Annotated in this window: 24 protein-coding genes; 3 read left to right on the forward strand and 21 right to left on the reverse strand. The window is 57.6% G+C overall.

Going from position 1 to position 26,122, the window contains the following annotated elements:
* Positions 1-18: 18 nt before the first annotated feature.
* From AB5Z05_RS16470 to tapM, 15 genes are all read right to left on the reverse strand, one after another.
* A complete protein-coding gene (locus tag AB5Z05_RS16470; protein ID WP_368152239.1) occupies positions 19-1,236 on the reverse strand; it encodes an aspartate aminotransferase family protein in 1,218 nt (405 codons plus the stop codon).
* Positions 1,237-1,512: 276 nt separating this feature from the next.
* On the reverse strand, positions 1,513-2,094 hold the full coding sequence (locus AB5Z05_RS16475; RefSeq protein WP_064340847.1) for an aminodeoxychorismate synthase component II: 582 nt from the start codon (positions 2,092-2,094) through the stop codon (positions 1,513-1,515).
* A gap of 21 nt (positions 2,095-2,115) precedes the next feature.
* Positions 2,116-2,331: a hypothetical protein gene (locus AB5Z05_RS16480; protein WP_005334997.1), complete on the reverse strand. Its 216-nt coding sequence runs from the start codon at positions 2,329-2,331 to the stop codon at positions 2,116-2,118.
* Positions 2,332-2,449: 118 nt separating this feature from the next.
* Positions 2,450-3,454: a tryptophan--tRNA ligase gene (gene trpS, locus AB5Z05_RS16485; RefSeq protein ID WP_005362251.1), complete on the reverse strand. Its 1,005-nt coding sequence runs from the start codon at positions 3,452-3,454 to the stop codon at positions 2,450-2,452.
* 42 nt (positions 3,455-3,496) lie between these two features.
* Entirely contained in the window at positions 3,497-4,165 is a 669-nt protein-coding gene (locus AB5Z05_RS16490; protein WP_042082626.1) for a phosphoglycolate phosphatase, read from the reverse strand.
* Entirely contained in the window at positions 4,152-4,826 is a 675-nt protein-coding gene (gene rpe / locus AB5Z05_RS16495; protein ID WP_005335006.1) for a ribulose-phosphate 3-epimerase, read from the reverse strand. The genes AB5Z05_RS16490 and rpe overlap by 14 nt, the downstream gene beginning before the upstream one ends.
* Positions 4,827-5,015: 189 nt before the next feature.
* A complete protein-coding gene (locus AB5Z05_RS16500; RefSeq protein ID WP_005335008.1) occupies positions 5,016-5,888 on the reverse strand; it encodes a Dam family site-specific DNA-(adenine-N6)-methyltransferase in 873 nt (290 codons plus the stop codon).
* 70 nt (positions 5,889-5,958) lie between these two features.
* Positions 5,959-7,539, reverse strand: coding sequence for an SPOR domain-containing protein (locus AB5Z05_RS16505; protein WP_368152242.1), 1,581 nt, complete (start codon positions 7,537-7,539; stop codon positions 5,959-5,961).
* Positions 7,529-8,611, reverse strand: coding sequence for a 3-dehydroquinate synthase (aroB, locus tag AB5Z05_RS16510; protein WP_021229792.1), 1,083 nt, complete (start codon positions 8,609-8,611; stop codon positions 7,529-7,531). Before aroB ends, AB5Z05_RS16505 begins: the two co-directional genes overlap by 11 nt.
* 14 nt (positions 8,612-8,625) lie before the next feature.
* Positions 8,626-9,144: a shikimate kinase AroK gene (aroK, locus tag AB5Z05_RS16515; protein WP_005335014.1), complete on the reverse strand. Its 519-nt coding sequence runs from the start codon at positions 9,142-9,144 to the stop codon at positions 8,626-8,628.
* A 191-nt stretch (positions 9,145-9,335) separates the two neighbouring features.
* Complete coding sequence (gene pilQ / locus AB5Z05_RS16520) at positions 9,336-11,561, reverse strand: type IV pilus secretin PilQ (RefSeq protein WP_368152243.1); 2,226 nt, start codon at positions 11,559-11,561, stop codon at positions 9,336-9,338.
* Positions 11,562-11,577: 16 nt separating this feature from the next.
* A complete protein-coding gene (locus tag AB5Z05_RS16525) occupies positions 11,578-12,111 on the reverse strand; it encodes a pilus assembly protein PilP (protein WP_005335020.1) in 534 nt (177 codons plus the stop codon).
* Positions 12,108-12,707: a PilO family type IV pilus biogenesis protein TapO gene (tapO, locus tag AB5Z05_RS16530; RefSeq protein ID WP_019446350.1), complete on the reverse strand. Its 600-nt coding sequence runs from the start codon at positions 12,705-12,707 to the stop codon at positions 12,108-12,110. The genes AB5Z05_RS16525 and tapO overlap by 4 nt, the downstream gene beginning before the upstream one ends.
* Positions 12,704-13,282 carry a PilN family type IV pilus biogenesis protein TapN gene (tapN, locus tag AB5Z05_RS16535; protein ID WP_368152245.1) on the reverse strand — a complete coding sequence of 193 codons (579 nt, stop codon included), beginning with the start codon at positions 13,280-13,282 and terminating at the stop codon, positions 12,704-12,706. The genes tapO and tapN overlap by 4 nt, the downstream gene beginning before the upstream one ends.
* Entirely contained in the window at positions 13,270-14,331 is a 1,062-nt protein-coding gene (tapM, locus tag AB5Z05_RS16540; RefSeq protein WP_368152247.1) for a PilM family type IVa pilus assembly protein TapM, read from the reverse strand. Before tapM ends, tapN begins: the two co-directional genes overlap by 13 nt.
* Before the next feature lie 300 nt (positions 14,332-14,631).
* Between tapM and AB5Z05_RS16545 the strand changes: the two genes are divergently transcribed.
* The gene (locus tag AB5Z05_RS16545) at positions 14,632-17,103 is read left to right on the forward strand and encodes a penicillin-binding protein 1A (RefSeq protein ID WP_368152248.1); all 2,472 of its coding nucleotides are present in this window, start codon (positions 14,632-14,634) and stop codon (positions 17,101-17,103) included.
* 49 nt (positions 17,104-17,152) lie between these two features.
* On the opposite strand, the gene oxyR is transcribed toward AB5Z05_RS16545, so the two are convergent.
* From oxyR to AB5Z05_RS16565, 4 genes are all read right to left on the reverse strand, one after another.
* Positions 17,153-18,052, reverse strand: coding sequence for a DNA-binding transcriptional regulator OxyR (gene oxyR, locus AB5Z05_RS16550; RefSeq protein ID WP_088868677.1), 900 nt, complete (start codon positions 18,050-18,052; stop codon positions 17,153-17,155).
* A 156-nt stretch (positions 18,053-18,208) separates the two neighbouring features.
* Positions 18,209-19,849, reverse strand: a complete 1,641-nt coding sequence (locus AB5Z05_RS16555; RefSeq protein WP_158109828.1) for a methyl-accepting chemotaxis protein — start codon at positions 19,847-19,849, stop codon at positions 18,209-18,211.
* Between the two features lie 172 nt (positions 19,850-20,021).
* The gene (locus tag AB5Z05_RS16560; protein ID WP_368152296.1) at positions 20,022-20,666 is read right to left on the reverse strand and encodes a DsbA family protein; all 645 of its coding nucleotides are present in this window, start codon (positions 20,664-20,666) and stop codon (positions 20,022-20,024) included.
* Between the two features lie 74 nt (positions 20,667-20,740).
* Entirely contained in the window at positions 20,741-21,601 is an 861-nt protein-coding gene (locus AB5Z05_RS16565) for a Vmh family MBL fold metallo-hydrolase (RefSeq protein WP_058055949.1), read from the reverse strand.
* A gap of 126 nt (positions 21,602-21,727) precedes the next feature.
* Between AB5Z05_RS16565 and AB5Z05_RS16570 the strand changes: the two genes are divergently transcribed.
* Positions 21,728-22,627: a LysR family transcriptional regulator gene (locus AB5Z05_RS16570; RefSeq protein WP_005362277.1), complete on the forward strand. Its 900-nt coding sequence runs from the start codon at positions 21,728-21,730 to the stop codon at positions 22,625-22,627.
* 66 nt (positions 22,628-22,693) lie between these two features.
* Here the strand turns inward: AB5Z05_RS16570 and AB5Z05_RS16575 are convergent, their stop codons facing one another.
* The gene (locus AB5Z05_RS16575) at positions 22,694-23,473 is read right to left on the reverse strand and encodes a BPSS1780 family membrane protein (protein WP_368152250.1); all 780 of its coding nucleotides are present in this window, start codon (positions 23,471-23,473) and stop codon (positions 22,694-22,696) included.
* A 302-nt stretch (positions 23,474-23,775) separates the two neighbouring features.
* Between AB5Z05_RS16575 and AB5Z05_RS16580 the strand changes: the two genes are divergently transcribed.
* Complete coding sequence (locus tag AB5Z05_RS16580) at positions 23,776-24,597, forward strand: peptidoglycan DD-metalloendopeptidase family protein (protein WP_368152251.1); 822 nt, start codon at positions 23,776-23,778, stop codon at positions 24,595-24,597.
* 102 nt (positions 24,598-24,699) lie between these two features.
* Here AB5Z05_RS16580 and AB5Z05_RS16585 read toward each other — a convergent pair whose 3' ends face one another.
* Positions 24,700-26,037: an MATE family efflux transporter gene (locus AB5Z05_RS16585; RefSeq protein ID WP_368152252.1), complete on the reverse strand. Its 1,338-nt coding sequence runs from the start codon at positions 26,035-26,037 to the stop codon at positions 24,700-24,702.
* Between the last annotated feature and the right edge of the window lie 85 nt (positions 26,038-26,122).

Consider the following 26,122-nt stretch of genomic DNA (forward strand, 5'->3'; position numbering starts at 1 on the left):
CCCCACCTCAATTTGGAATCAGGCGTTAACCACCTGGGCAACCGCCTTCTCGAAGCGGGCCAACCCTTCCTTGATGTCCGCTTCCGGGATCACCAGTGAAGGGGCAAAACGAACCACGTTGGTACCAGCCACCAGTGCCATCAGCCCCTGATCGATGGAGGCCAGCAGGAAGTCGCGGGAACGCCCCTTGAAGGCATCGCTCAGGGCAGCGCCCAGCAGCAGCCCCTTGCCGCGGATCTCGCTAAAGCAGTGGTATTTGGCGTTGATCGCCTCAAGCCCCTCGCGGAACAGCTGTTCGCGTTGCTTGATGCCAGCCAGCACCTCCGGGGTATTGATCACGTCGATCACCGCCTCGGCGACCGCACAGGCAAGCGGGTTGCCGCCGTAGGTAGAGCCGTGAGTGCCCACTTTCAGGTAAGAGGCGATTTCGTTGGTAGTCAGCATGGCGCCAATAGGGAAACCGCCACCCAGCGCCTTGGCGCTGGTGAGGATGTCCGGCGTGACGCCAAGCCCCATGTAGGCGTAGAGCTCGCCGGTACGACCGACACCGGACTGTACTTCGTCATAGATGAGCAGGGCATTGTGTTTGTCACACAGCTCGCGTACCCCTTTGGCAAACTCGTCGGTAGGACGAATGATGCCCCCCTCCCCTTGCAGCGGCTCCATCACCACGGCGCAGGTGTTGTCGGAGATCACCTCGGCCAGCGCCGCCAGATCGTTGTAGGGAACATGGGTAATGTCACCGGGCTTGGGACCGAAGCCATCGGAGTAGGCTGCCTGACCGCCGACGCTCACGGTAAAGAAGGTACGACCGTGGAAACCCTGATTGAAGGCGATGATCTGGGTCTTCTGCTCGCCAAACTTCTCGATGGCGTAGCGGCGAGCCAACTTGAGAGCGGCTTCGTTCGCTTCGGCGCCGGAGTTGCAGAAGTAGACCTTGTCGGCGAAGGTGGCGGCAACCAGCTTCTTGGCCAGACGCAGGGCCGGCTCGTTGGTCATGACGTTGGAGAGGTGCCACAGCTTCTCGCCCTGGGTTTTCAGGGCCTCGACCAGCTTGGGATGACAGTGACCCAAACCGTTGACGGCGATGCCACCGGCGAAGTCGACATACTCGCGCCCTTCCTGATCCCAGACACGTGACCCTTCACCACGCACCGGGATGATCTTGGCGGGCGCATAGTTGGGAACCATCACTTCATCAAACACTTCACGTGTCACTGCCAACAACTCTGACATATAGCTCTCCTTCGATTCGGCGACAGAATAATCCACCGCCCAAAAGTTAAATCCGTGTAAACGTGACGGGATTATCACAGAAATAAAGTAAAAAGTCTGTAACAAGACGGCCTATAAGGAACAATGTTCGATTGCTCTTGAGATTTTAGGCAACCGCATTGCATAACGACTCAGGGGGGCTTGGCAAGAGATAATTTGGGCAGGAGAGGGGGTGAATAAAGTGTCAGGGAAATTTTTTTTGCCTTCTCTCGAACTTGAGAAGGCGATCACAACTTTTTATGAACGCGCCAGAAAGTTGGCCAGCAACTGATGGCCCTGTTCGCTCAAAATACTCTCCGGATGGAACTGAACACCCTCGACAGGGAGCGTCTTGTGGCGCAGCCCCATGATCTCGTCAAACGAGCCATCGGCATGCTCACTCCAGGCGGTGATCTCGAAGCAGTCGGGCAGCGTGTCGCGCTCCACCACCAGTGAATGGTAACGAGTCACCCTCAGCGGGTTGTTGAGCCCCTTGAACACCCCCTCATGGCGATGGCGGATGAGCGAGGTTTTGCCGTGCATTACCTGACGGGCACGTATTACGCGGGCGCCGAAGGCCTGCGCCAACGACTGATGACCGAGACAGACGCCGAGAATGGGCAGCTTGCCAGCAAAGTGGCTGATGGCATCGAGAGAGATCCCCGCCTCATTGGGCGTACAGGGACCGGGGGAGATCACCAGAAAACGGGGGGAGAGCTGCGCTATGGCATCAAGCGTCAGTTCATCATTGCGCTTGACCACAACCTCTTGTCCCAGGGCGCCGAAATATTGCACCAGGTTCCAGGTAAAAGAGTCGTAGTTATCGATCAACAACAGCATGAGATAACCAACAGCGGAGAATTAACGATCGAGATAACGACCCTGTTCCATTTCCCGTTCACGCTGACATTCGGCCAGATAGATGGCGGCAGCAACGGCAGGGGTTTTATGGTGCTTGTCGATGGCATTGGAGACCATCAACTGCAGGGTATTGAGGTTTTTCGCCTTGCGAAATTTACGTAGCCAGTGACCTTTGTCACTCAGCTCTTCAGCAGAAATAGTTGGTTGAACAGGCATGCTTTCTCTTGGGGATATTACCCAGGTTGAAATAAAGAAATTAAACAAAATAGCCGGGCAGAAAATAAAGAAAGCCAGGCAAATACCCAGCTCTCTTCTACTACACCTTCCCAGTATGTCAGGCTCGAGGAACGAAGCCGACTACATCATATACGCTGGTCAGGGTTTTTTCAGCTCTTTCGCGCGCCTTTTGTGCGCCTTCTGCCAGAATCGCGATCAGATGGGCCTCATCCTGACGCAACTCGTGGAAACGGGCCTGGATCGGTTCCAGTAGCGCAACCACGGCTTCGGCGGTTTCGGTCTTGAGGTGACCGTACATCTTGCCTTCGAAGTGCTGCTCCAGCTCGGGGATGGAGCGACCCGTCACCCCGGACATCAGGGTCAGCAGGTTGGAAACACCCGGTTTGTTTTCCGGGTCGAAACGCACCACCGCCGGCTCGTCGGAGTCGGTCACCGCACGCTTGATCTTCTTGACGATCTGCTTGGGATCTTCCAGCAGGCCGATGAAGTTGGCTTCGTTGTCATCCGACTTGGACATCTTCTTGGTCGGATCCTGCAGGCTCATCACCCGTGCCCCTTCGGTCGGAATGAAGGGCTCCGGCATGGTGAACACCTCACCATAGAGGTTGTTGAAACGGGTGCAGATGTCGCGGGTCAGCTCCAGATGCTGCTTCTGGTCGTTGCCGACCGGCACCTGATTGGCCTGATAGAGCAGGATGTCGGCCGCCATCAGCACCGGATAACCGAACAGGCCGACGTTGACGTTGTTCTCGAAACGGGCGGACTTGTCCTTGAACTGGGTCATGCGCGACAACTCACCCATCTGGGTATAGCAGTTGAGGATCCAGCCCAGCTCGGCGTGCTGCGGCACGTGAGACTGGATGAAGACGGTGCTCTTCTTGGGATCGATACCGACCGCCAGATAGAGGGCTGCCGCGTCCAGACAAGCCTTGCGCAGGGCAGCCGGGTCCTGACGAGTGGTGATGGCGTGCAGGTCGACGATGCAGTAGAGGCAGTCGAACTCATCCTGCATGTTGACCCACTGACGCAGGGCCCCCATGTAGTTGCCGATGGTCAGTTGACCGGAGGGTTGCGCTCCGCTCAATACGATTGGTTTAGTCATGAGAGTGTTAATCCTTGTTATTCAGCCAGCCCAGCTGCGCTATTAGACCAAAAGTGCATCGAGCTGGGCAAACTGCTCGAATACCCAGTCTGGATGGGAGTCGGCGATGGGACGGCCATAGTTATAGCCGTATGTAAGACCCACCACCTTCATGCCAGCCGCCTTGGCCGCCAGCACGTCATTTTCGGAGTCGCCCACCATCAGGGTGCGAGCGGGGCTCACCCCCAACTCCTGGCAGGCGTGCAGCAAGGGCTCCGGGCTCGGCTTCTTGACCGGCACACAGTTGCCACCGAGCCAGAGTTCGAAGCAATCGCTGATGCCAAGGGCATCGAGGATGGGGGCCACGAAATCGCTCGGCTTGTTGGTGACGATCGCCTGCTTGTAGCCCAGGCTTTGCAAGCGACGCAGACTCTGGGCCACCCCGTCATACATCGCCAGCCCTTGCAGCAGGCAAGCGTTGTAGTGCTGGAAAAAGATCGGCCTGGCCTTGGCAAACAGCTCGGGATCGGCCTCGCGATAGGCGAGCGCCCGCTGGATCAGCTTGTCGGCTCCGTTGCCTACCCAGGTACGGATCACCGCTTCATCAGCCTGCGCCAGACCGAGGTCTGCCAGAGTCAGATTGACCGCCAGCGCCAGCTGGGCGGCGCTATCAATCAGGGTGCCGTCCAGATCGAACAGCACCAAATCAAATGCGCGCTCAGCGTGTGACATGAGCCAGCTCCGCACGCATCTTGTCGATCACCGCCTTGTAGTCAGGCTGGCTGAAAATGGCCGAGCCGGCGACAAACATGTCGGCACCCGCTTCGGCGATCTCGCGAATGTTGTCGACCTTCACCCCGCCATCGATCTCGAGGCGAATATCGCGGCCGCTCTCGTCGATCAGACGACGCACCTGACGCAGCTTGTCGAGGGTACCGGGGATAAAGCTCTGGCCACCGAAGCCCGGGTTGACCGACATCAGCAGGATCACATCCAGCTTGTCCATCACATACTCGAGGCAGGAGAGCGAGGTAGCCGGATTCAGCACCAGACCCGCCTGGCAACCCATCTCCTTGATGAGGCCCAAAGAGCGATCAACGTGATCAGAGGCTTCCGGATGGAAGGTAATGAGGGAAGCACCGGCCTTGGCAAAATCAGGAATGATGCGATCCACCGGCTTGACCATCAGGTGCACGTCGATGGGGGCCTCGATACCGTAGTCACGCAGCGCCTGACAGACCATGGGGCCAATGGTCAGGTTGGGGACATAGTGGTTGTCCATCACGTCGAAGTGAACCACGTCGGCACCTGCAGCCAATACCTTGGCTACATCGTCACCCAGACGGGCAAAATCGGCAGAGAGGATCGAGGGGGCAATCAGAAAGTCTTTCATCAGCATCATCCATTGGCAGCCAGGGAGAAAAAGCGGCGCAATTTTAACGTAAAAGGCGGGCGAAAACGACTCGAATGCGGGGTAAATGGGGCAATCGCCTCCCCTCCCCAAGCCACCCGGGTTTTGCGGCATCGGCACGGGCGCGGACTCGCCCATAAAAAACGGCGCCCTTGGGCGCCGCATGGTCTGTTACGTCAGTGGCAGCAGTTCGCTGTCACTGGGATAGTAGCCCTGCTCCGGCTCGATACCGGGGGGATAGAGCGCCAACAACTCGGCCACCTTGTTGCGGGTGCCACCGTTGCGGCTGATAGTGCGCTTGACCAGGATCTCGTCGAGGCGGGCACCGCGATAAAGCTCACGAGTCAGCTCGATATCGTGGTTACTGATCAGCACCGGCACCCCTTTGTGAGCGGCTGTGTGACGGGCCAGTCGCGCCAGGATCGCCTGATCATCCAGGGTAAACCCACCGGAGGCATAGGTGGTGAAGCTCGCCGTAGTGGAGAGCGGCGCATAGGGTGGATCACAATAGATAACCCAATCCTCTTCGGCACGCTTGATGGCATCGGCGTAGCTCTCGCAGATAAAGGTCGCCTTCTGCGCCTTTTCGGCAAAGGCCCACAGCTCTTTTTCCGGGAAATAGGGTTTCTTGTAAGAACCGAACGGCACGTTGAAGCCGCCCTTCTTGTTGTAGCGGCACAGTCCGTTGAAACCGTGACGGTTGAGAAACAGGAACAAGAGTGCCCGCTCGAAGGTGGTCTCGGTCTGATTGAACTGGGTACGCAGCCGATAATAGGCCGCCTTGTGGTTGTGCTCTGCCACAAACAGCTTGCGCGCCTCGGCAATGAAACTGTCCGGCGTCAGCTTGAGGTGGTTGTACAGGCAGATCAGATCCGGATTGATGTCGTTGAGCACATACGCGTCGTAGTCGGTGTTGAGAAACACAGACCCGGCCCCGACGAAGGGCTCCAGCAACACACGCCCGGCCGGCAGGCGCTCGGCAATCTCTTCAACCAGGGAGTATTTTCCCCCGGCCCATTTTAAAAAAGCGCGTGTTTTTTTCATGGAAATCCGGTGTGTAAGAAGGCAAGACCCAAAAAGGGGGACGATTCTACCCCCTTATCCGGTATCAAGGCTATTGCTTCAGCTCTTTTTGTACCTGTGCAAACGACTTGGGCCAGGGCTGACCTTTCAGCAAGGCTGGCGGAAGCTTGCGAATGGCACTCTTGGCTTGGGTCAAACCGGCATAATCCCCTTGCAGCACCACGTACCAAGGGCTGCCACGGAATTTGGTCTGATAGACCCATACCTTGCCCGCCAAACCATGCTCGGCGACAAATTGATCCACCGCCTTGGTGTTGCTCGCCCCCATCAGCTGAACGCTGTAGTGATTGCGCGGCTTCTTGTTCAAGGTGGCGACCGGTGTCAGGTCCACCTTGGGTGCTGGCGCGGCAACCGGCTCGTTGCTGGCTGTTTTGGTGGTGGCAGCAGGCGTTGCGGTTGTCACCGGGTTCTGTGCCTTGGCGGTACTGGCTGGCGCCGTGGTTGCGATTGCACCACTGGGGGCTGTGCCACTCGGGTTCTTGCCGGTCAGCTCGTCCACCACGTCAGTAGGCAGTGCGCCGCTCACCTTGGGTTCGGTCATCAGCTTTTGCACGACCTCGTCAGAGATCACCACCCGACGCCCTTCGTAATTGGTTGATTCGGTGGTCACGGTTTCGCTCTCTACCGACTTTGGCAGCACTTTCGCCTCCGGCTGCCAATCCTTCACTACCCCGTTGGGATTGCTGGCTGCATCGCTGTTTTGCGCGCCTTGTGCAGCGGCATCGGTATTCGAACCGCCTGCGGTGAGGGGATCGCCTCCCGCTACCGGGATCGGCAATGCCGTGTTCTGCGCCGGATCCTGCAGTGCCGGTTTGCTTTCATTGTCAAACAGCGCAGGCAGCAGGTAGCTCAAAGCCAGTAGCCCGCCAGCGACCAGCGCGATAGCGGTGGCAATCTTCTTGACGGGCAACTCCGCCTGACGCTTCTTGGGCCTTCTGTCGGTCATGATATCCTCCAGTAACTGCATGATGGTGGACGGATGTCCGTTCGCCGTTTTCAGGATCTCCTCCACTTGCGGCTTGGGCAAGAGGGTCGCCGGGATCTTGAGCTCTTTGGCTTTCTCATACAAGAAGATGCGCTGCTCGGGCGGGCTCAGTGGCGGCACTTCCAGCTCAAGGGCTGGCATGGCACGCCCTTTGAGCTGCGGTCGTTGCGTACGACACCAGACGTCACTGCCCGAGACGATAATGGCCAGCTGATGGGGCGCCGCCAGGGTATCGTTATGACGGATGATCGCCCACAACTCTCCCAGCAGGTCGGCCGGCAACTGGTCGGCACGCTCTATCAGTAGCAACAGGGTGGCAGGCTTGCTCCCCTCCAGCATGCGAAAGAAGCTCTCCGCCAGCGCATCCTGTGGATTGAACAGCGGGCGCGCCACCACCTGTGGCAGCAACAGCTGGCGCACATCCACCATCTTCATGGCAGGCGTACCAATCAGGCTTACCACCCGCACTTTTTCCGGCAACACGCCGAGCAGGGATTCGCACAGCGTACCGCGACCACAACCGGGTTTACCGGAGAGAAAAATGAAAGGGTGATTGAATTCAATCAGATGCAGCAGCCGGTCAACCAGCTGCCGCTGGGAAGGAAGTTTTAGCAGTTTATTCGTCACGACCAGACTCGATCACCGCCAGCAACTCGGCATCGGACACATCCCCCACCACCTGCGCATGGCCGATACCAACCGGCAACACCAGACGCAGCTTGCCTTCCAGCACCTTCTTGTCACGGCGCATATGGCGAATAAAGGCAGCGAAATCCATCTCGGCAGGCGCATGAATGGGCAGATTGGCGGCCAGCAGCAGAGCGCGCACACGCGCAACGTCCGCTTCGCTCATATCGCCACGGGCCTGCGCAGTCCAGGCTGCTAGCATGGTGCCGGCTGATACTGCTTCACCGTGCAGCCAGTTGCCATACCCCTGCTCGGCCTCGATGGCATGACCAAAGGTGTGGCCCAGATTGAGCAGCGCACGGACGCCGTGCTCGGTCTCATCCTGACCGACCACATCGGCTTTGATCTCGCAGCAGCGTTTGATGGCGTAGGCCAGCGCGGCAGGTTCCAGCTGTTGCAGACGCACCATGTTCTGCTCCAGCCAGCTGAAGAAATCAGCATCCCAAATGATGCCGTACTTGATCACCTCGGCCATCCCTGCGGCAAATTCGCGGGCTGGCAAGGTACTCAGACATTCGGTATCGATAACAACTTGTTTGGGCTGATAAAAAGCCCCAATCATGTTCTTGCCGAGGGGGTGGTTGACAGCGGTTTTACCGCCGACAGAGGAGTCAACCTGGGAGAGCAGAGTGGTCGGGATCTGGATAAAAGGAATGCCACGTTGATAGCTTGCTGCCGCAAAGCCCACCACATCCCCGATCACGCCGCCCCCCAGAGCGATCAGTGTCGTATCGCGCCCATGGTTGGTTTCAAGCAGAGCAGACATGATCTGCTCAAAGGTCGCCAGGTTCTTGTATGCCTCGCCGTCAGGCAGGATCAGGTGTTCAACCTGAAAACCCGACAGCAGAGCGGTTACCCGTTCAAGATAAAGCGGAGCAACGACCGTGTTGGTCACTATCATCACCCGCTTGCCCTTGATGGTCGAGACCAGCGCCTCGGGGCGCTGCAACAACCCGGCAGCTATCTCGATGGGATAGCTGCGTTCACCCAGTTCGACCTTCAACCGTTCCATGGACGTCCTCTAGATTACATACCGATCAGCTTTACAATTTGATTGGCAACGATTTTTGCGCTCTGGTCATCGGTGTGCACAACAAAGTCGGCAACCTCTTCATACAGGGCATTGCGCTCTTGTGCCAGACGTTCCAGCACTTCGCGTGCCGGTTCTTCGGTCTGTAGCAGAGGGCGGCGTTTGTCTCGCTGTGTGCGCGCCAGCTGCTTTTCAATAGTGGTTTCGAGGTAGACCACGATGCCACGAGCAGACAACTTGTTGCGGGTTTCGCGACTCTTGATGGCACCGCCACCCGTCGCCAGCACGATACCCTGCTGCTCTGACAATTCGCCGATCACCTTCTCTTCGCGAATCCGGAAACCTTCTTCGCCTTCAACATCGAACACCCAGCCGATATCAGCACCACTGCGGCGCTCAATCTCATGATCTGAGTCGAAAAACTCCATATGCAGTTGTTCTGCCAGATGTCTACCTATGGTGCTCTTGCCCGCACCCATGGGACCTATCAGGAAAATATTGCGTTTCTCAGCCATGTCTTTTCGTTAGTAATTACAAACTGTACGACCCCGATGAATACTGGATCGGGGTACCTATGAACCTTATCTTGCGATGGATCAGGAGGGGGATTATCTCAATAGATATCGGGACTGGCAACCGCAGCCCTTACGCCCCAGCCTCATTGGGGCGTAAGGTTATATGTGTTTTACCCTCACATGTAAAGCATTCAGAAGGCGTCGGTGACTATCTTGGGCGTCACGAAAATCAGCAACTCTCGCTTTTTGTTCTCGCTGGTGGTCTTGCGGAACAGGGCCCCCAATCCGGGGATATCGCCAAGCAGCGGCACCTTGGTCACATCGCTCTTGATGGTCTGCTGATAGATGCCGCCCAACACCAGGGTCTCGCCATTGTTCACCAACACCTGAGTGGTGATGGACTGGGCGTTGATGGAAACCGCATCACCGGTGCCGGTCGGTACCGTTTCACCCTTGGTATCCTGGGTTACGGTCAGGTCGAGAATCACCCGATTGTCAGGGGTGATCTGCGGGGTAACCTTCAGGCTCAATACCGCCTTCTTGAAGGTTACCGAGGTAGCGCCACTGGAAGAGGACTCCACATAGGGGATCTCGGTACCCTGCTCGATCAATGCCGGTTTCTGGTTCGCCGTGGTCACGCGCGGACTAGCGATAATCTCGGCCTTGCTCTCTTTTTCCAGCGCCGACAACTCGAGATCCAGCAAGGTACCATCAGCCAAACGGGCAACCTGGAAGGCCAAAGTACCGGCCGCATTGGTCACCGGCAGGTTGACGTTCAACCGATCGTCTGCTGTCGGTCTGGTAATTGTCGAGCCACCATTGTTGTTACCAGAGCCATCATTCCCCGCTATGGAACCGGACGTACTGTTGCCATGACCATCATTCTTGGTCACCCCCCACCGCACCCCGAGCGCTTCATCAAAACCGTCATCAATGGTCACCATCCGCGCCTCGATAACCACCTGCTTGACCGGAATATCGAGAATATCGAGCATCCGTTTGATGCTGCTGATGACATCGGCGGTATCCTTGACCACCAGCACGTTGGTTCGCTCGTCAACGCTCACCGCACCACGGGGTGACAGTAACTTGGTACTTTCGGAAGAGAGCAGGGCTGCCACTTCCGAGGCCTTGGCATAGTTTATCTGCAGATATTCGGTATAGAGCTGCGCCAAATCTGCGACCTGATTGCGGCTCTCAAGTTGCTGCTTCTCGCGTGTTGCGATCTCTTCCGCAGGAGCCACCAGCAGAATGTTGTTGTCCAGTCGTTTATCCAGACCCCGCACTTTCAAAATAATGTCGAGCGCCTGCTCCCACGGCACCCCATCCAGACGCAGGGTAATATTGCCTGATACCGAATCTGTGGTTACCAAGTTAAGGTTGTTGAAATCGGCAATAAGCTGCAATACGGTACGGACTGGAATATCCTGAAAGTTCAATGAGATGGGCTTTCCCTGATACTGCTTGGATGCCGTGGCCGTCGTCCGCTTTTTCACCTCGATAATGAAGAGCTTGTCAGCCTGATCGTAACGGTAATCAAACTGACCATTGATCGACAGTTCAAACAGGGTATCGCTCCCCTGCCGGGAGACTTCAACCTGAGAGACCGGCGTTGCAAAATCCTGCACGTTGATCAGATTAAGCAAACCATCCGGTACCCGAGTACCATGAAACTTGGCCAGTACGGTCTGACCGCGGCTGCTCACATCAACAGCGGCTGAGCTGTTATCCAGCGTAACCAGAAACTCCCCCTGGCCATCTTTACCACGACGAAAATCCACACCGGTAACCGAGTTGAAATAGGCGCCGTCCCCACTGCTCTGATAGTTGTTAAGCACCGGCTTGCTGGCAGGCTGTGTGGCTACCGGCGTTGTCACGGGTGCAACAGGCATAGACCGGGCAACGACTTGAGGATTGAGCAGCGCCGAGGGAGAGGGTGTGGCCGCCATCGCAGAGGGCGCTGGCACAGGAGTAGCCGAGGTTGCGGGTGCAATCAGGGCGCTCTCACCATTGATGAGCCCGGAAGAGGCCCCCTCGCCCAATGACACCAGTAATTTGTTCCCCTGTTGCTGCACCTGATAGGGAGCAAGCTGATCGAGTGCTATCTTGATATCCAGACCTGCGCCCTTACCCTCCACCTTGATATTATCTACCCCCAGGCGCTGGATCGGCAGCGGGTTCACTTTCAGCGCCCCTACCGCACCGGGAACATGCAACAACAGCTGATTGGGTTGGTAAGAGAGACGATCGGTAAAGCCCGTGACAGGCTCACTAAAACTGAGCTCCACCAGCAATTGATCGGCCAGCAGCGGATTGACCTTGATCTCCTGCAGGGTTGCCACTGCCCACGCCTGACTGAGGGCGCTGGCGCAAAACAGCAAAGCCACTTTGGATACACTCTCTATTGTTGTTCTCATTGCTGTTCGTCCCTGATTATTGTTTTTCTTGCACATTGGCCATTGCCAACTGGGTTTCTCTTGTTACCCAGCACCCCTTCCCGTCCGGAATGGTTTCCAGCAAATCCACGGCAGTGTCAGTGATCTTGATGACTCGGCCCTGATCAAGCCCCATATACTGGTTGAGTCCGACCCGCATCGATTTGCCATCTGGGGTGCTGATCAAGGCCCACAACTGACCTGCCTTACCCAAAGAACCATGCATCGACAGACTGGCCAGCGAATAATTTTCCAGCACCTCTTTCTCACGATCCATCAGGGTCTGAGCACAATCCGGCTGGGCCTTGGCAGTGCTTGTACTTCCGACCGTCGCCTCAGGCTGAGGAACCATGAAGGGGCTGCGCAACTCGCGTTGCTGGTAGTGCATGGGGGCAAAAGGCTTCAGCTCGGGCAAGGGCTCGATAGGTATGGGCGGCCTTGCTTTGGTCTGGGCGACATAGCTATCCATGTCCTCCTGGCCACCACACGCCGCCAGCAAGAGGGCAGGTAACAACCAGCAGATGCGTCTCATTGTTTCGGCTCCACTGTTTTACCGTTGTACTTGTAGGTCTTTGCCAGCATCGACATCGAAATCAGCTCCCCTTCATCCTTGCTCTGACCCAGAGTGAAAGAGTCAAGAATGACGATACGGGGCAAAGCGGCCATGTCAGCGGTAAACTTGCCAATTTCATGGTAAGTGCCCACGACTTCGATACGCATTGGTAGCTCGGTTGAAAACTCGTGCTTTACCTCTGGCTCCCAGTTGATCCGGTTCAATTTCAAGCCGTTGTCGGTAGCAATAAAGCTGATATCGTCCAGCAGACCGGCGACCTCATGGGTATTGGGCAACTGCTTGAGCTGGGTATCAACCAGTTGCTCAAGCTGAACCATTTGCGCCTTGTATGCCCCCAGGTTGGCAGCCAGCATCGCCTTGCTTTCAAACTGGGCTTTCAGTTCGGTCTCCTTCCCCGCTTCCTGAGTCAAACTGGTCAGTGAGTTGGCAATCACGTAGTAGTAGATGGCGCCACCGGTCAACACGCAGCAGAAAAAGATGAAGACCCCTTTTGCCCATTTTGGCCAGCTTGCTATGTCATTGATATCCAGCTCGTTGAGTTGCTGAAGATTCATTGTTGCTCCTTGGCCACATTCCCTGCAGCCGCAGCATTGTTGGCGATCAGGAACATCATGGAAAACTGGCTCAATGACACTGGCGCAATATCAGCCGCAAAAATAGTGCTTATCTTTGCCTGGCCCAACCAGCCGGAACCATCAATCCGCCGCATCATGCTGGCTACCCGGCCATAGGCTTCGGTCTTGCCATTAACATCAATAATATTGTTTTGCATCGAAAGGGTGTTGAGGTAAACCCCGTTGGGCACCAGTGAAGGCAGCTGATTGAAGAGGCGGACGGGCACATTGCGTCGCATCTGCAACTGCTCGATGAGCTGCATCCGATCGATCAGTTCCTTGCGACGCTCTTTGAGCTGACGGATCTCCCCCAGTTGGGCATCCAGAATAGTCATCTCCTGAACCAGCCGCTGGTTGCGCTGCTGCTGGGCGACGATCTGGCGATCAACCAGCCAGTTGGCAAAAAATCCCAGCGCGACCGTGGCCAGCACAAAAATCCCAAGCAAAGCCCCGAACTGTTTCTTTTGGCGCTGGGCACGGGCTTCACGCCAGGGCAGAAGGTTTATATTTGACATGGTGTGAAACTCCTCAGAGCCAACCCGAATGCCGTCATATATTTAGCGCCATGTACCAGTTCTGCCTCCCCTTTCGGTTTGCCAAACAGAGCGAACAGATCCGGGTGCAACACCTCGCAATTGACCTCTTCTTTTACCTGTACCAACAAACCGGGTAGCAGACTGCCTCCCCCCGTCAGCACCAGTTTTGCGATGTCGCGATAACCGGATGAACTGCAAAACAGCTGGATATTGCGCCGCACTTGCTGCAGCAGCGAGTTGATGTGGGGCATCAGCACATCCAGCTCATGGTCAACAGGCAAGGTACCTTTGGTTTTAGCCTGCTCAGCCTCATCCAGCGTCATGCCATAAAAGGAGGAGAGCGCCTGGCTGTACTGATCGCCACCGAAGTTTTGCAAGCGGGAGTAGATCACCTCTCCCTTGACCAGGGCCGCAAAGGTCATGGCACTGGCACCGATGTCTATCACCCCGATCGGCCGTTCACTCTCCTGCAATTCGGGCAGACAAGCCACCACGGCACGGCCCAGCGCATGGGCGCCCACATCCACCACCTTGACGGCAATACCGGCTTCGGCAAGGGCGCTGACCCGGCCGTTGACACTCTCGGTGCGGGCTGCGCTCAGCAGCACATCCTGACGATCTTCACTGTTGTTGGTGCTCAGTACCTCAAAATCGAGACTCACTTCATCGAGGGGGAAGGGAATGATCTGCTCGGCCTCCAGCTGCACCTGATTCTCCAGCTCCTTGTCGCTGAGGCGGGCATCAATCTGGATCACCTTGGTTATCACGTTGGAGCCGGTCACCGCAGTGGCGGCATAGTCGCTGTGAGCTGGGATCAGGCGCTTGAGAGTCTTGAGAGATTGGCTGACGCGCTCGATATCCTGCAATTGATAGTCAACCAGCGTCCCTTTCGGGGTGGCAATATCGGCGACCGATTCGAGATAAAGCTTGCCAGGTCGGCCACTGAGGGTAACGGCCTTGATGGTCTGGCTGCCAAAATCAATGCCCACCAGAGGAAGGAGGGATCCCTTGTTAAAAAGCCCAAACATATACACATCCATGCGTTATTTGGTTTTATTCCTGAACAGAGTGTAGGACACCCGATCAGAGGAGTGCTTCACTCATCCTAAATGCTCTAACTATCAATGTCATAAAGTTTATGCCGAAAAGTGACCCATCTCGCTTTCTTCATGGCAAGTGGCCCTCCTTGGTTATTGCTCCCCGTAGTGCTAACCTCTCGCATCCTTTTGAGGTGGGTGGCTCGCCACAGGAAAACCTCGAATTCCTGATGGCAAAAGGGCTATACTCTGCGCCCGTTGGCTAATTTTAAGACGATTGGTAGTTCTTCCATGCTGAAATGGCTCGTTCGCCTGTTTATTGTCATGATGCTGGGTGCTGTGCTGGGTGTCGCCAGCCTCATCGGTATCTACTTCTATATCAAACCCCAACTGCCCGATGTCACCGCACTGCGTGACGTCAAGCTGGCAACCCCGATGCGGGTTTACAGCCGGGATGGGGAGTTGATCGCCCAATATGGCGAAATTCGTCGCATTCCGCTGCGTCTGGACGAAATTCCGCAACCCATGATCGATGCCGTACTGGCGACCGAAGATGCACGTTTCTATGAGCACCCGGGCATTGACCCGATTGGTATCATTCGAGCTGCATCCGTCTGGGCTGTTTCCGGCCATGCCCGTCAGGGTGCCAGTACCATCACCCAGCAGGTTGCCCGCAACTTCTTCCTGAGCAATGAGAAGACCATCATCCGCAAGATCAAGGAGGTCTTCCTGGCCTGGCGGATCGAGCAGAATCTCTCAAAAGACGAGATCCTCGAACTCTACCTCAACAAGATCCCCCTCGGTTATCGCTCCTTCGGGATCGGTGCTGCGGCACAGGTTTACTTTGGTAAAGAGGTCAAGGATCTGGGACTGGACGAGATCGCCATCATTGCAGGTCTGCCGAAAGCCCCCTCCATGCTCAACCCCATCCGCTCCCCCGAGCGCGCCTTTGCTCGCCGCAACGTGGTGCTGGGCCGGATGCTGGAAACCGGCAAGATCACCCAAGCCCAGTTTGACGAAGCGTCCAAGATGCCGATCAAGGCCCGTTTTCACGGCGCCGAAGTGACCTTGCACGCCCCCTATCTGGGGGAAATGGTGCGCCAGAAGATGGTCGAGCAGTTCGGTGAAGATGCCTACACCATGGGCCTGCACGTCTACACTACCGTCTCTGCCGAACGTCAGCGGGCGGCAAGACAGGCACTGCTGGATGGCGTTTTTGCCTATGACATGCGCCACGGCTATCGCGGCCCGACAGCTCAGTTGTGGAAGGCAGGCGAGACAGCCTGGGATTACGAGCAGATCGTCGCTCACCTTGGCAAGCAGCCCACTTATGATCCGCTGATGGCGGCGGTCGTGACCAAGCTCGGTGATCGCAGCGCCACGCTGGTACTGAAAAATGGCAAGGAAGCAGAGCTCGGCTGGAACGGCATTAAATGGGCCCGCTCCTTTATTACCGACGACCGTCAGAGCTATGCCCCAAAATCGGCGCGCGATGTGCTGAAAGTCGGCGCCCAAATCTGGGTGCGGGAAGAGGGCGAAGAGTTGCTGCTGGCCCAAATCCCGGATGTGAACGCCGCGCTGGTCGCCATGAACCCGAAAAATGGGGCACTGGAAGCAGTGGTTGGCGGCTTCAGCTTCGAACTCTCCAAATTCAACCGGGTCGATCAGGCGCGTCGCCAGATCGGCTCCAATATCAAGCCTTTCCTCTATGCGACCGCGCTGGAGCACGGCTATACCCTGGCGTCGCTCATCAACGATGCACCGATCAACCAGTGGGATCCGTCAAAAGGGCCTATGTGGCAGCCCAAGAACTCCCCAGCCGTTTATGATGGCCCCACCCCGCTGCGTCTGGGTCTGGCCAAGTCCAAGAACGTGATGTCGGTTCGACTGATGCGCGCCATCGGTCTGGAGACCTATATCGACGGTCTGACCCGCTTTGGCTTCCCCCGCGACTTCATCTCTCCCCATGAGTCGCTGGCACTGGGCGCTGCCGAATTCACCCCCCTCGAGGTAGTGCGTGGTTACTCGGTTCTGGCCAACGGTGGCTTCCTGGTTACCCCATACTTCATCGACAAAGTGACCGACAGTCTGGAGAACACCCTCTATCAGGCCAATCCTGCTATTGCTTGCACCACCTGCGAACAGCAGGCCGCGCCCGAGCAGAGCACACTGCCAGAGCCAACTGTTGATGGTGCCGCACAAGATGGCACGCAGACCCCTCTCGCGCCAACCATCGCCCCGCATACCATCAGTGCCCAGAGTGCGTTCCTGATCACCGACACCCTGAGCACAGCCATCTGGGGTGGCAACGGCTGGCGTGGTACCGGCTGGCGTGCAGCCCGCGACCTGAAACGTCACGACATCTCCGGTAAAACCGGTACCACCAACGAATCGCGGGATGCCTGGTTCTCCGGCTACACCCCGGACATCGTTGCTACCTCATGGATCGGTTTTGACAACCACCAGCGTGGCCTTGGCCGTGCCGAGTTTGGTGGTGGCGCCGCGCAGCCTATCTGGATCGACTTCATGAAAGTCGCCCTCAAAAAGCTGCCTGAGCACAAAATGCCGGTTCCCGAGGGGATCATGACGGTGAAGATTGATAGCGAAACAGGCCTGCTGGCAACCAGTGGCGGAACCGATGAATACTTCAAGGAAGGTACCGAGCCGACCCGCTACGCAGCACCGAGCTCGGATGGCAATCAGGTCTACGGCGGTGACAACCCCGATGTAGAAGGGCCTGTCTCTACCGACGATATCTTCTAAGTCGTTATCGCGGCAGAAGCAAAACCGGCAGCCTTGGCTGCCGGTTTTTTTATTGGGCCAACTGCTTGCTCATCAGCGTGGCGATCGAGGCGGCCAACTCATTGAAGCAGGGGCGACGCACCGAGTAGTGGCGATAGAGCAACGAGATGGTTCGCCCCGGCACAGGGTCAACCACCGGCCGATAGCTCACCCCGCCCTCATCATGATCGGCAGGTACGGCCAACCTTGGCACCAAAGTCATGCCACTACCGGCGGCCACCATGTTGCGCAGGGTCTCGAGACTGGTCCCCTTGAAGCGTTGATCCTCACCTATCCCGCCAGCGAAACAGAATCCCATCGCCTGATCCCGCAAACAGTGGCCATCAGCCAGCATCAGCAATTTCTTGCCCTTGAGATTGCCAAGCGGTACCTGCCTGGCCTGTGCTTCGGGGTGATGGCAAGGCACCGCCAACCACATCGGCTCATGATAGAGCTGGATTGAACCAAACCCCTCCATCCCAGGCATCTCGGCCAGAATGACGCAATCCAGCTCCCCCTCTTCCAGCCGTTTGAGCAGGGTTTGGGTCTGCTCCTCATAGAGATAGAACTCCAGCTGGGGAAAACGCTCACGCAGGGTCTGGATAATGCGGGGCAACAGGTAGGGGCCCACGGTCGGAATAAAACCGATATGGATCTCCCCTGACATCGGCTCGGAGAAGTGCTGACCGATGCTCTTGAGCTCGCGCACCTCCTTGAGCACCCGACGCGCCTGATGGGCCATGGCATCGCCAGCCGGAGTAAACAGCACCTTGCGCGAGGTACGTTCGATCAGAATGACCCCGAGTTCATCTTCCAGCTTGCGCAGCTGGCCGCTCAGGGTGGGTTGACTGACAAAGCAGCGTTCAGCAGCTTTGCGAAAATGTTTTTCCTCATCCAGCGCCACCAGATATTCGAGATCGCGAAGATTCATACAGCAAGAGTCCTGCCTGGAAAATGGGCCATCAGCATGCACAATATCGTCCGGCTGGACAAGTCATCCGCTCGCGGTGAACCTCTCTGGCTGCCCCTCCAAAACAGAAAAGCCCGATCACCTTGCGGTAATCGGGCTGTTTGACTCACCGAGGGATTACACCCTGAAACGGCGCACCATATCTTGCAACTGGGTAGCCAGGTGGTTCAACTCGTTGCACGCCTGAGCCATCTGGGTGGCACCGGCGGCCACCTCTTCGGAAGCATGACTGATATTGACCACGTTACGGTTGAGCTCCTCGCTCACAGCTCCCTGCTCTTCGGTGGCCGTTGCAATCTGGATGTTCATGTGGGAGATGCTGCTGACCGAGCCACTGATCTGGGAGATGGACTCGCCAGCTTCCCGCGCGGTAGCAACCGTGGTGTTCATCAGCTCCTGACTCTGTTGCATGGTACTGCCGGCCTGTTCGGCACGCTGCTGCAACTCGGCAATGATGGTGTTGATCTGGGAGGTGGAGTCCTGAGTGCGCTTGGCCAAAGTACGCACCTCATCCGCCACCACAGCAAACCCCCGTCCCTGCTCACCGGCACGGGCCGCTTCAATGGCGGCGTTCAATGCCAGCAGGTTGGTCTGTTCGGCAATACCGCGGATCACCTCCAGCACCATGCCGATATTGCGGCTGTCATCGCCCAGTTGGCGGATCACCACCGCAGTGCTCTCGATAGCACCGGCGACCCGCTCGATGCGCAGAATGGAGTCATTCACCGTTTGCGCACCAATCTCTGCCGTTTCGCTGGCCGAGGTGGCGGCACTGGCCGCATCACTGGTGTTGCGAGAGACCTCCTGCACCGTAGCCTGCATCTCGTTCATCGCCGTCGCCAGCTGGTTCAGCTCATGTTGCTGAGCATTCATATTGTTGGCTGACTGGCTGGCAACAGAGCTGATCTCCTCCGCAGCGGAACTCAGTTGAACCACAGAGCCCGACACTTCACTCACCAGGGTGCGCAGATTGGTCTGCATCTCACCAAACCCTTTGGCAAGGGTTCCCAGTTCATCATTGTTGAACTGCTGCATATCGATACGGGAGGTGAGATCACCAGAGGAGACACGACGGGTCTGTTCCAGTAACGCCATCACGGGGTTGCGGATCTGACCAGTCAGCAGCCAGGCAATTGCCACCACAAAACCCAGCGTCACCAGACTGACGATGACGCTCATGGTTCTGGCACTGCTGTAGAGCGCCTCCACATCTTTTGTCATCTGGGCCGCAATCTCGTTATTGATTTCCCGCAAGCGGAAGGATTTTGCTCCCACCTCCTCCAGAGCGACCCGGGTTTCGTTTTTGCGCAGACTTCTGACTCGCTCCAGATCGCCAGCAGCAAAGGCGCTCAACAGTTGGTCATGCACCGCAAAATACTTGGCCCCCGCCGCAACCACCTGCTCATAAACCTGTTTCTCTTCACCAGTAGTGAAAGGTAAAGCACCGTATTTTTGGGCGGCTTGTTCAAACTCCTGCTTGGCCTTATTAAAGGTCAGAGTGCGATCGCTTACCTCTTGATCATCCTTGTTCAGACCACCGATGACCTGGGCCAGCTCTGAGCGGCGCGCATCCAGAATGGCAACATGCATCTGGCTGGCATAGCGGGTTGACGGCAGCAGGTTGTCAGTGATGGTTTCGGTATCACCATAGAGCTTTGCCAACTGGCTGATGGAAAACCAGGCCAAGCCCAGTACCAGCAGTGCCAGGATGGCAAATCCGGCACTCAGTTTCTGGCCGATAGACATGTTTTTGAACATATGGGGGCTTCCTTGAAATGAGTCTGCACTCCCGCAACATCCACCGGGAATGGTCACATAGAGCATAGTCTGCAAGCAGAAAGTCGAAGGCTTTCATATCGCTTCTGCATACAGGAATATCGGCCCGTTCATTCCAATTCTAAAGAGACCTTGTCCGTTCACATTCTAATAACTATTCCATCAACTCAAGAAGATGCTGACGCAACCCGGCAGGATCGCCCAAAAAGTCAGCCACTCGCACAGCACTCACCTTACCGTTGTGCATCAACCCAAGGGTGGGATAACCCTGACCGCCCAGCCGTTTCATCCAGCCCTGGCTATCTGCCAGATGTTGCAGCAAGGGGGCCTGCAGATAAGCTTGTTGGAATGCCTCGGCTGAAATCCCCTGCTCTGCCGCCAGCGTGGCGAGAAATGCCGGCTCACCAATCCAGATCCCGTCCCGATAGTGGGATTGCTGGATCCGGTGCAACATGACCAGCCCATCGCCCCCCAACGCCGTGACGGCCAAAACCGCACGGATCGGCGGCTCGGAGTCCAGCAGACAGCCTTCCCGCAGCAGCAGTTCGTTAAAGTAGCGTTCGCCAAAATGCTGGCCGGTCAGCGCTTCGATCCGCTGATCATGGGGGCGCACATAATCACGCAATGCCTCGCCCATCGGCTGACGGCGACTACCCATCCAGAGACCGCCCGCATGCAGCTCGATCTTGAGTCCGGCCATGGTGGCTGCCGCCTGCAACAGGGGGGCGGCACCGTAGCACCAGCCACAGAGCGGGTCATAGACATAATGGAGGGTGGTTTGTTGTTCGCTCATCTTTATTCTCGCTTCGATCTCGGATAAAAAACCGGGCCCTTAGGCCCGGTAAAAAACACAGGGAAAGCAGGCTCAGTGGCTTACCACTTCATCTCGCCGGTATTGACCTTGGCACCGATGGCCAGACCATCGTCAACCGGCAGTGCCGGATAGGCTTTCTTCAGAGCCTCAATCAGCTCACCGGAGTTTTTCGCCTTGGCCAGCTCCTGTTCGAAACGCTCTACATAGTCACGGGTAAAGCTCACAGCAGCAGTGCCTTTGGGAGCAGTGCCCAGGAAGTGGCCCGGTACCACACGCTCGGGTTTCAGGGCCAGCAGGTTGTCCAGCGCCTTGACCCAGTTGCTGCGAGCCGCCTTGGTCTGGCTGTCCGCCATCCAGACATGCACCCCGTGGTAAACCGGCACACCACCAAAAGCAGTCTTGATGGAAGGGGCCCAGAGGTAGGCATTCGGGGTATTCATCTCTTTGATTTCAATCTTCTCGCCATCCAGCGTCAGGTGGCTGGCGGTCATCACTTGCGGCACGGTCAGGCTCTTCGGTGCACCCTTCCCGAGGATCGGGCTCCAGTAGCTCAGCTTGGCATCCTTGGTCTGGTTGATGTGGTCAACCACATGCTGGTCGGCCAGCACTTTGACATCCGGGAACGCCGCCATGACTGGCTCCAGACCGAAGTAGAAGTCGGGGTCACCGGCACTGATATAGACAGTGGTCAGCTTCTTGCCGCTCTTCTTGATCATGTCGACCAGCGCCTGACCATTTTGCACGTCGAACTGGGCATCGATCAGGATGGCCTCTTTGTCACCGGTCACCAGTGAGGAGGAGACCGGAAAGATCGCCTTCTCGCCAGGGTTGTAGACGGTCACGCTCAGGGGGGCGGCCAGTGCGGCGCCACTCAACAGGGTGGTCGCCAGAGTCAGGTTGCGAATCAGGGTGTTGTTCATCATCTATTCCTCATTAAGTATTCGGGGGTTCATTTGATGGACACAGTGTATTGGATCACTTAAGGTGCAAATACAGCATAAAAAGCGCATCACTGTTGCACATATCGAACATATAGAGAGCCGTACATGGATCGACTGACCGCCTTGCGGGTCTTTGTCAGCGTAGTCGAACAAGGGAGCCTGAGCGGCGCCGGAGAGAAACTGGATATGTCGCGCGCCATGGTGTCGCGCTATCTGGCCGAGCTGGAGAGCTGGATGGGCGCCCGCCTGCTGCACCGTACCACCCGTCGTCTGAGTCTGACCGGGCCAGGAGAGGAGGCGCTGAACCGAGCCCGCGCCATGCTGGCGCTCGGCGAAGAGATGGAGCAGATCGCCGTGAAGGGAGATGACGCCCCCAAGGGGCAACTGCGGATCACCAGCAGCTACTCCCTGTCGGAAGCCTTGCTGGTCGGGGCGGCCAACGACTATCTGGCGCAATACCCGGGGACGGCCATCGACATTCTGCTGCTCGACAGAACCGTCAATCTGGTGGAGGAGCGGATCGATCTGGCGGTGCGCATCACCAACGACCTCGACCCCAATCTGGTGGCGCGTCGTCTCGGCACCTGCCACTCGGTAGTCTGTGCCAGCCCGGCCTATCTGGCCCGTCATCCAATGCCACACAAGGTGCAGGATTTGGCGCTGCACAACTGCCTCACCTACACCTACTTTGGCAAGAGCCTGTGGGAGTTCAATGGACCGGACGGTCCCGAGTCAGTGCCGGTCAGTGGTAACCTGAGCGCCAATATCTCCAACCTGCTGCTGGAAGCAACGCTGGAAGGCGCAGGGATCAGCCTGCAACCCCGCTACTCGGCACAACCCTATCTGGAGCGCGGGGAACTGGTGCCCCTGCTGACCGACTGGCAGCCCAAGCGGCTCGGGGTCTACGGGGTATATGCCACACGCAAGCAGATGTCGCCACTGCTGCGCAGCTTCCTCGATTTTCTGCTGGCCCGCATGGCGGCGGATCCCATCTGGCAGGAGTGAGCACACCTCAAACCCGATCATGAAGAAGGGGCCGCTGCGGGCCCCTTCTTCACTCTGATCCCTTGATCAGGCTTCAAATCCGAATGGTTCTGAGTGCGGCGCTTCCGGCTGCGCACTCTCGTCCAGGAAAATATCCCGATAAGCCACATAGATGGAGTAGTTGAGCGCCGGGATCACCACCAGCAGACCTACCAGCAACAGCACAGCGCCAAACAGCAATAACATGGCTGAGAGCAGCCCCCACCAGAAGAAGGGAAAAATATTGCGCCAGCAGCCGAAGAAGCTCAGCCGTACCGCCTGGATGATGCCGATATCGTGGTGGTAGATCAGCGCCGGAGCAAAGGTGACCCCCATCAGCACGGGAATGATGAGCAGCATCCCCACCAGCAATACCAGCAGCAGTTGTTGCAACTGGCTGGCTGAGACCACCATGCTCTCGGGATCCTGCGTCAGCAGCGGGAGCAGCCCCCACATGGAGAGCAGACCGAGACAGACGAGGCCCACCAGGCTGAACAGCAGCAACACCAGCAGACCGCCTAGCATCAGCGGGGTCAGCTTGTGGCGAAAACCGGCGAAGAGATCGGCAAACTGCAGCGGCTCCCCCCGATAACCCCGAGCGGCGACCGCCACCCAACCCGCGCCCCACACCATGTAGAGCAGCTGGGAGATAAGGCCACCCGCCGGCAGTTGCTCCAGCAGCATACCCACCATAAACCAGACCAGCACCATGGCCACGCTGATCCCCATCCCCTTGTTGAAGATATCGAACCCGCTGCGAACCCAGAGCCAGCCACGACCTGTCGTGTACCGGGCCGGAATGGTGCGCAAAGGGGGTAATCCGTTCATATCGTCTCCTCGGAGTGTCGGTGGCATCAGTGCCGGAAGCCGATTCTAGAGCCAGGGCGGGGGCGACTCAATGGCGAAGCGGCCCGACCACGACATAAAACCTGACGCAGCTACGCACAAAAGGGGCATCAGCCACGCCCCGCCACTGGCTGCCCCGACCATAACGAGGCACAATCTGCCCCCTTCCCCAGCCGCGCCTGTCGTGGCCTACGTGTCGTGATCACCCTTTAGTGATCGACGACTGCCGGACAGGGGGTTGTCATCCCGCCATCCCGGGCGTTTTAACATCGAGTGATATCGTCATGAGAGTTGTGTGTTGTCTGTTGTTGTTACTGGCCAGCCATTCAGTTCTGGCCGAGGGTTTTATCAGTCGCCTGCTCAACCATCCGGTGCCAGGTGGCGTTGCGGTGATCCCTCTTGGCGCGTCACCCACTGCCCCCACGGCCCGCTATCACGACAAACCCGTGCTGGTAGTGCGCGAAGACAACCAGTGGATCGCCATCGTCGGCATCTCTCTGAAAAGCAAGCCCGGCGCCCAACAACTGACCACAGGTGATGGCCGCACTCTCGGCTTCACCGTCACCCCCAAGCACTACCGCGAGCAGCACATCAAGCTCAAGAACAGCCGTCAGGTCAATCCGCTCGCCGAGGATATGACACGTATCAACCGCGAGCTGGCGGAGCAGACCCGGGCTTACCAGACCTTCAGCCCCAACCAGCCGAGCAACCTGATGTTCGACAAGCCGGTCAACGGCCCCCTCTCCAGCCCGTTTGGCCTGCGTCGTTTCTTCAATGGCGAGGAGCGCAATCCCCACTCCGGCCTCGACTTCGCAGTGGGCGCCGGCACCCCGATCAAGTCCCCCGCCGCAGGCAAGGTGATCCTGATCGGCAACTACTTCTTCAATGGCAATACCGTCTTTGTCGACCACGGTCAGGGCCTCATCAGCATGTTCTGCCACATGTCGAAGGTAGATGTGAAGCTCGGCCAGAGCCTGCCGCGTGGCGGCATCGTCGGGCAAGTCGGTTCGACCGGCCGCGCTACCGGCCCCCATATGCACTGGAACGTCAGCCTCAACGACACCCGGGTCGATCCCGCCATCTTTATCGGTGCCTTCAAGCCCTGAATCGGCAGAGCCCGTTAACAAAATATCCCCGAACAAAATTCCGATAACAAAACAGGCAGCCCATGGCTGCCTGTCTGCTATCTGCACCTCGAACCTGATTGCCTATTCGGCCAGCGCGTGGGCGCCGGACTCCCGACGCATCGCCCGCCACATCACCAACACCAGCAATGAGCTGCACGTTGGCAATGCCAGCCAGACCCCGGGCACGCCCCACAGGGTCGAGAATCCCCACAAGAAACCGCCGATCAGCACCAGCTTGCCGCCAGTGAGCAGGGAGGCGATGCGGGCCCGATTGATGGCCTGGAAGTAGGTGGCCCCCACCAGCAGCAAGCCCTCCATCGGCAGCCCCCAGAAGTAGAGCCAGATCCCGAGGCTCGCCACCGGCAGCAAGGTGGCGTTATCGCCGGCAAACAGATAGACCGCCGCCTCCGGCCACAGATAGAGCGGGAACATGGCGCACAGGGCGATCCCCAACGTCACTCCAAGTGCCAAGTTGCGGATCCGCAACACCCGCCGCCAGTGACCAGCGCCCGCGTTAAAGCTGGCGATGGGCTGGATACCCATGGCGATCCCCTCAAACACCAGATAGAAGAAGGCCTCGGTGTAACTGATCACCCCGTAGGCCGCCACATGCAGCGAAGTGCCCACCGCTAGCAACGCCTTGTTGTGCAGCGCCAGCACCACAGAGAGATAGAGGTACATCAGAAAACTGGAGATCCCGAGGCGCACCGTCTCACCCATCAGCCGCAGATCGGGGCGCAAGGTGTCCCAGCTTATCCGCAGTTGGCTGCGCGGCGTGAAGAAGTGCCACAGGCAGGCTAGGCCCGTCACTGCCTGGGAGAGCATAGTGGCCGTCGCCACCCCGGCCAGTCCGAACGGAAACACCACCATCAGCAGATAGTCGAGCAGCACGTTGAGCAGGCCCCCGACTACCATGATGAGGGTGACAAAGCCTGGGCGGCCATCGTTGCGCAGCAGCGAGCTGAACGCCATCGACAGCACCGCAAAGACGCCAAGCCAGGCGTAGGCCTGCAGGTAGGAGAGCCCGGCGGTGAAGATCTCCCCCTCCGCCCCCATCCAGGCCAGCATGGGCTCGCCATAACGGATCCCGATAAAACTGAGTAGTGCCGAGGCCAGCAACACCATCACCAGCGCATTGCCGACGATATGGCGGGCTTTGGCCGAGTTGCCCTGCCCCAGATAGAAGGAGACCAGCGACGAGGCCCCCATGCCGATCAGCGCCCCCACCGCATAAAGCACGGCGCAGATGGGATAAGCCAGCATCAGACCGGCCATGCCATCCTGACCCAGCACATGGCCAACGAAGATGCCATCGATGGTGACATAGATGCCGGTGATCAGCATGGCCGCCACGGTCGGGGTTACGTAACGCCAGAAAAGGCGAGATAGCGGGGCTGTGCCCAGATCAACAGCTGACATATTCGACTCGGTGGAGAGAAAGCGGCCGGGATCATAGCGAAACGGCAGCACGACTTCCTGTTATTTGTGTTATGAATCATTAATA

It is taken from the genome of Aeromonas sp. R2-4, assembly GCF_040908365.1.
GTDB lineage: Bacteria > Pseudomonadota > Gammaproteobacteria > Enterobacterales > Aeromonadaceae > Aeromonas > Aeromonas veronii.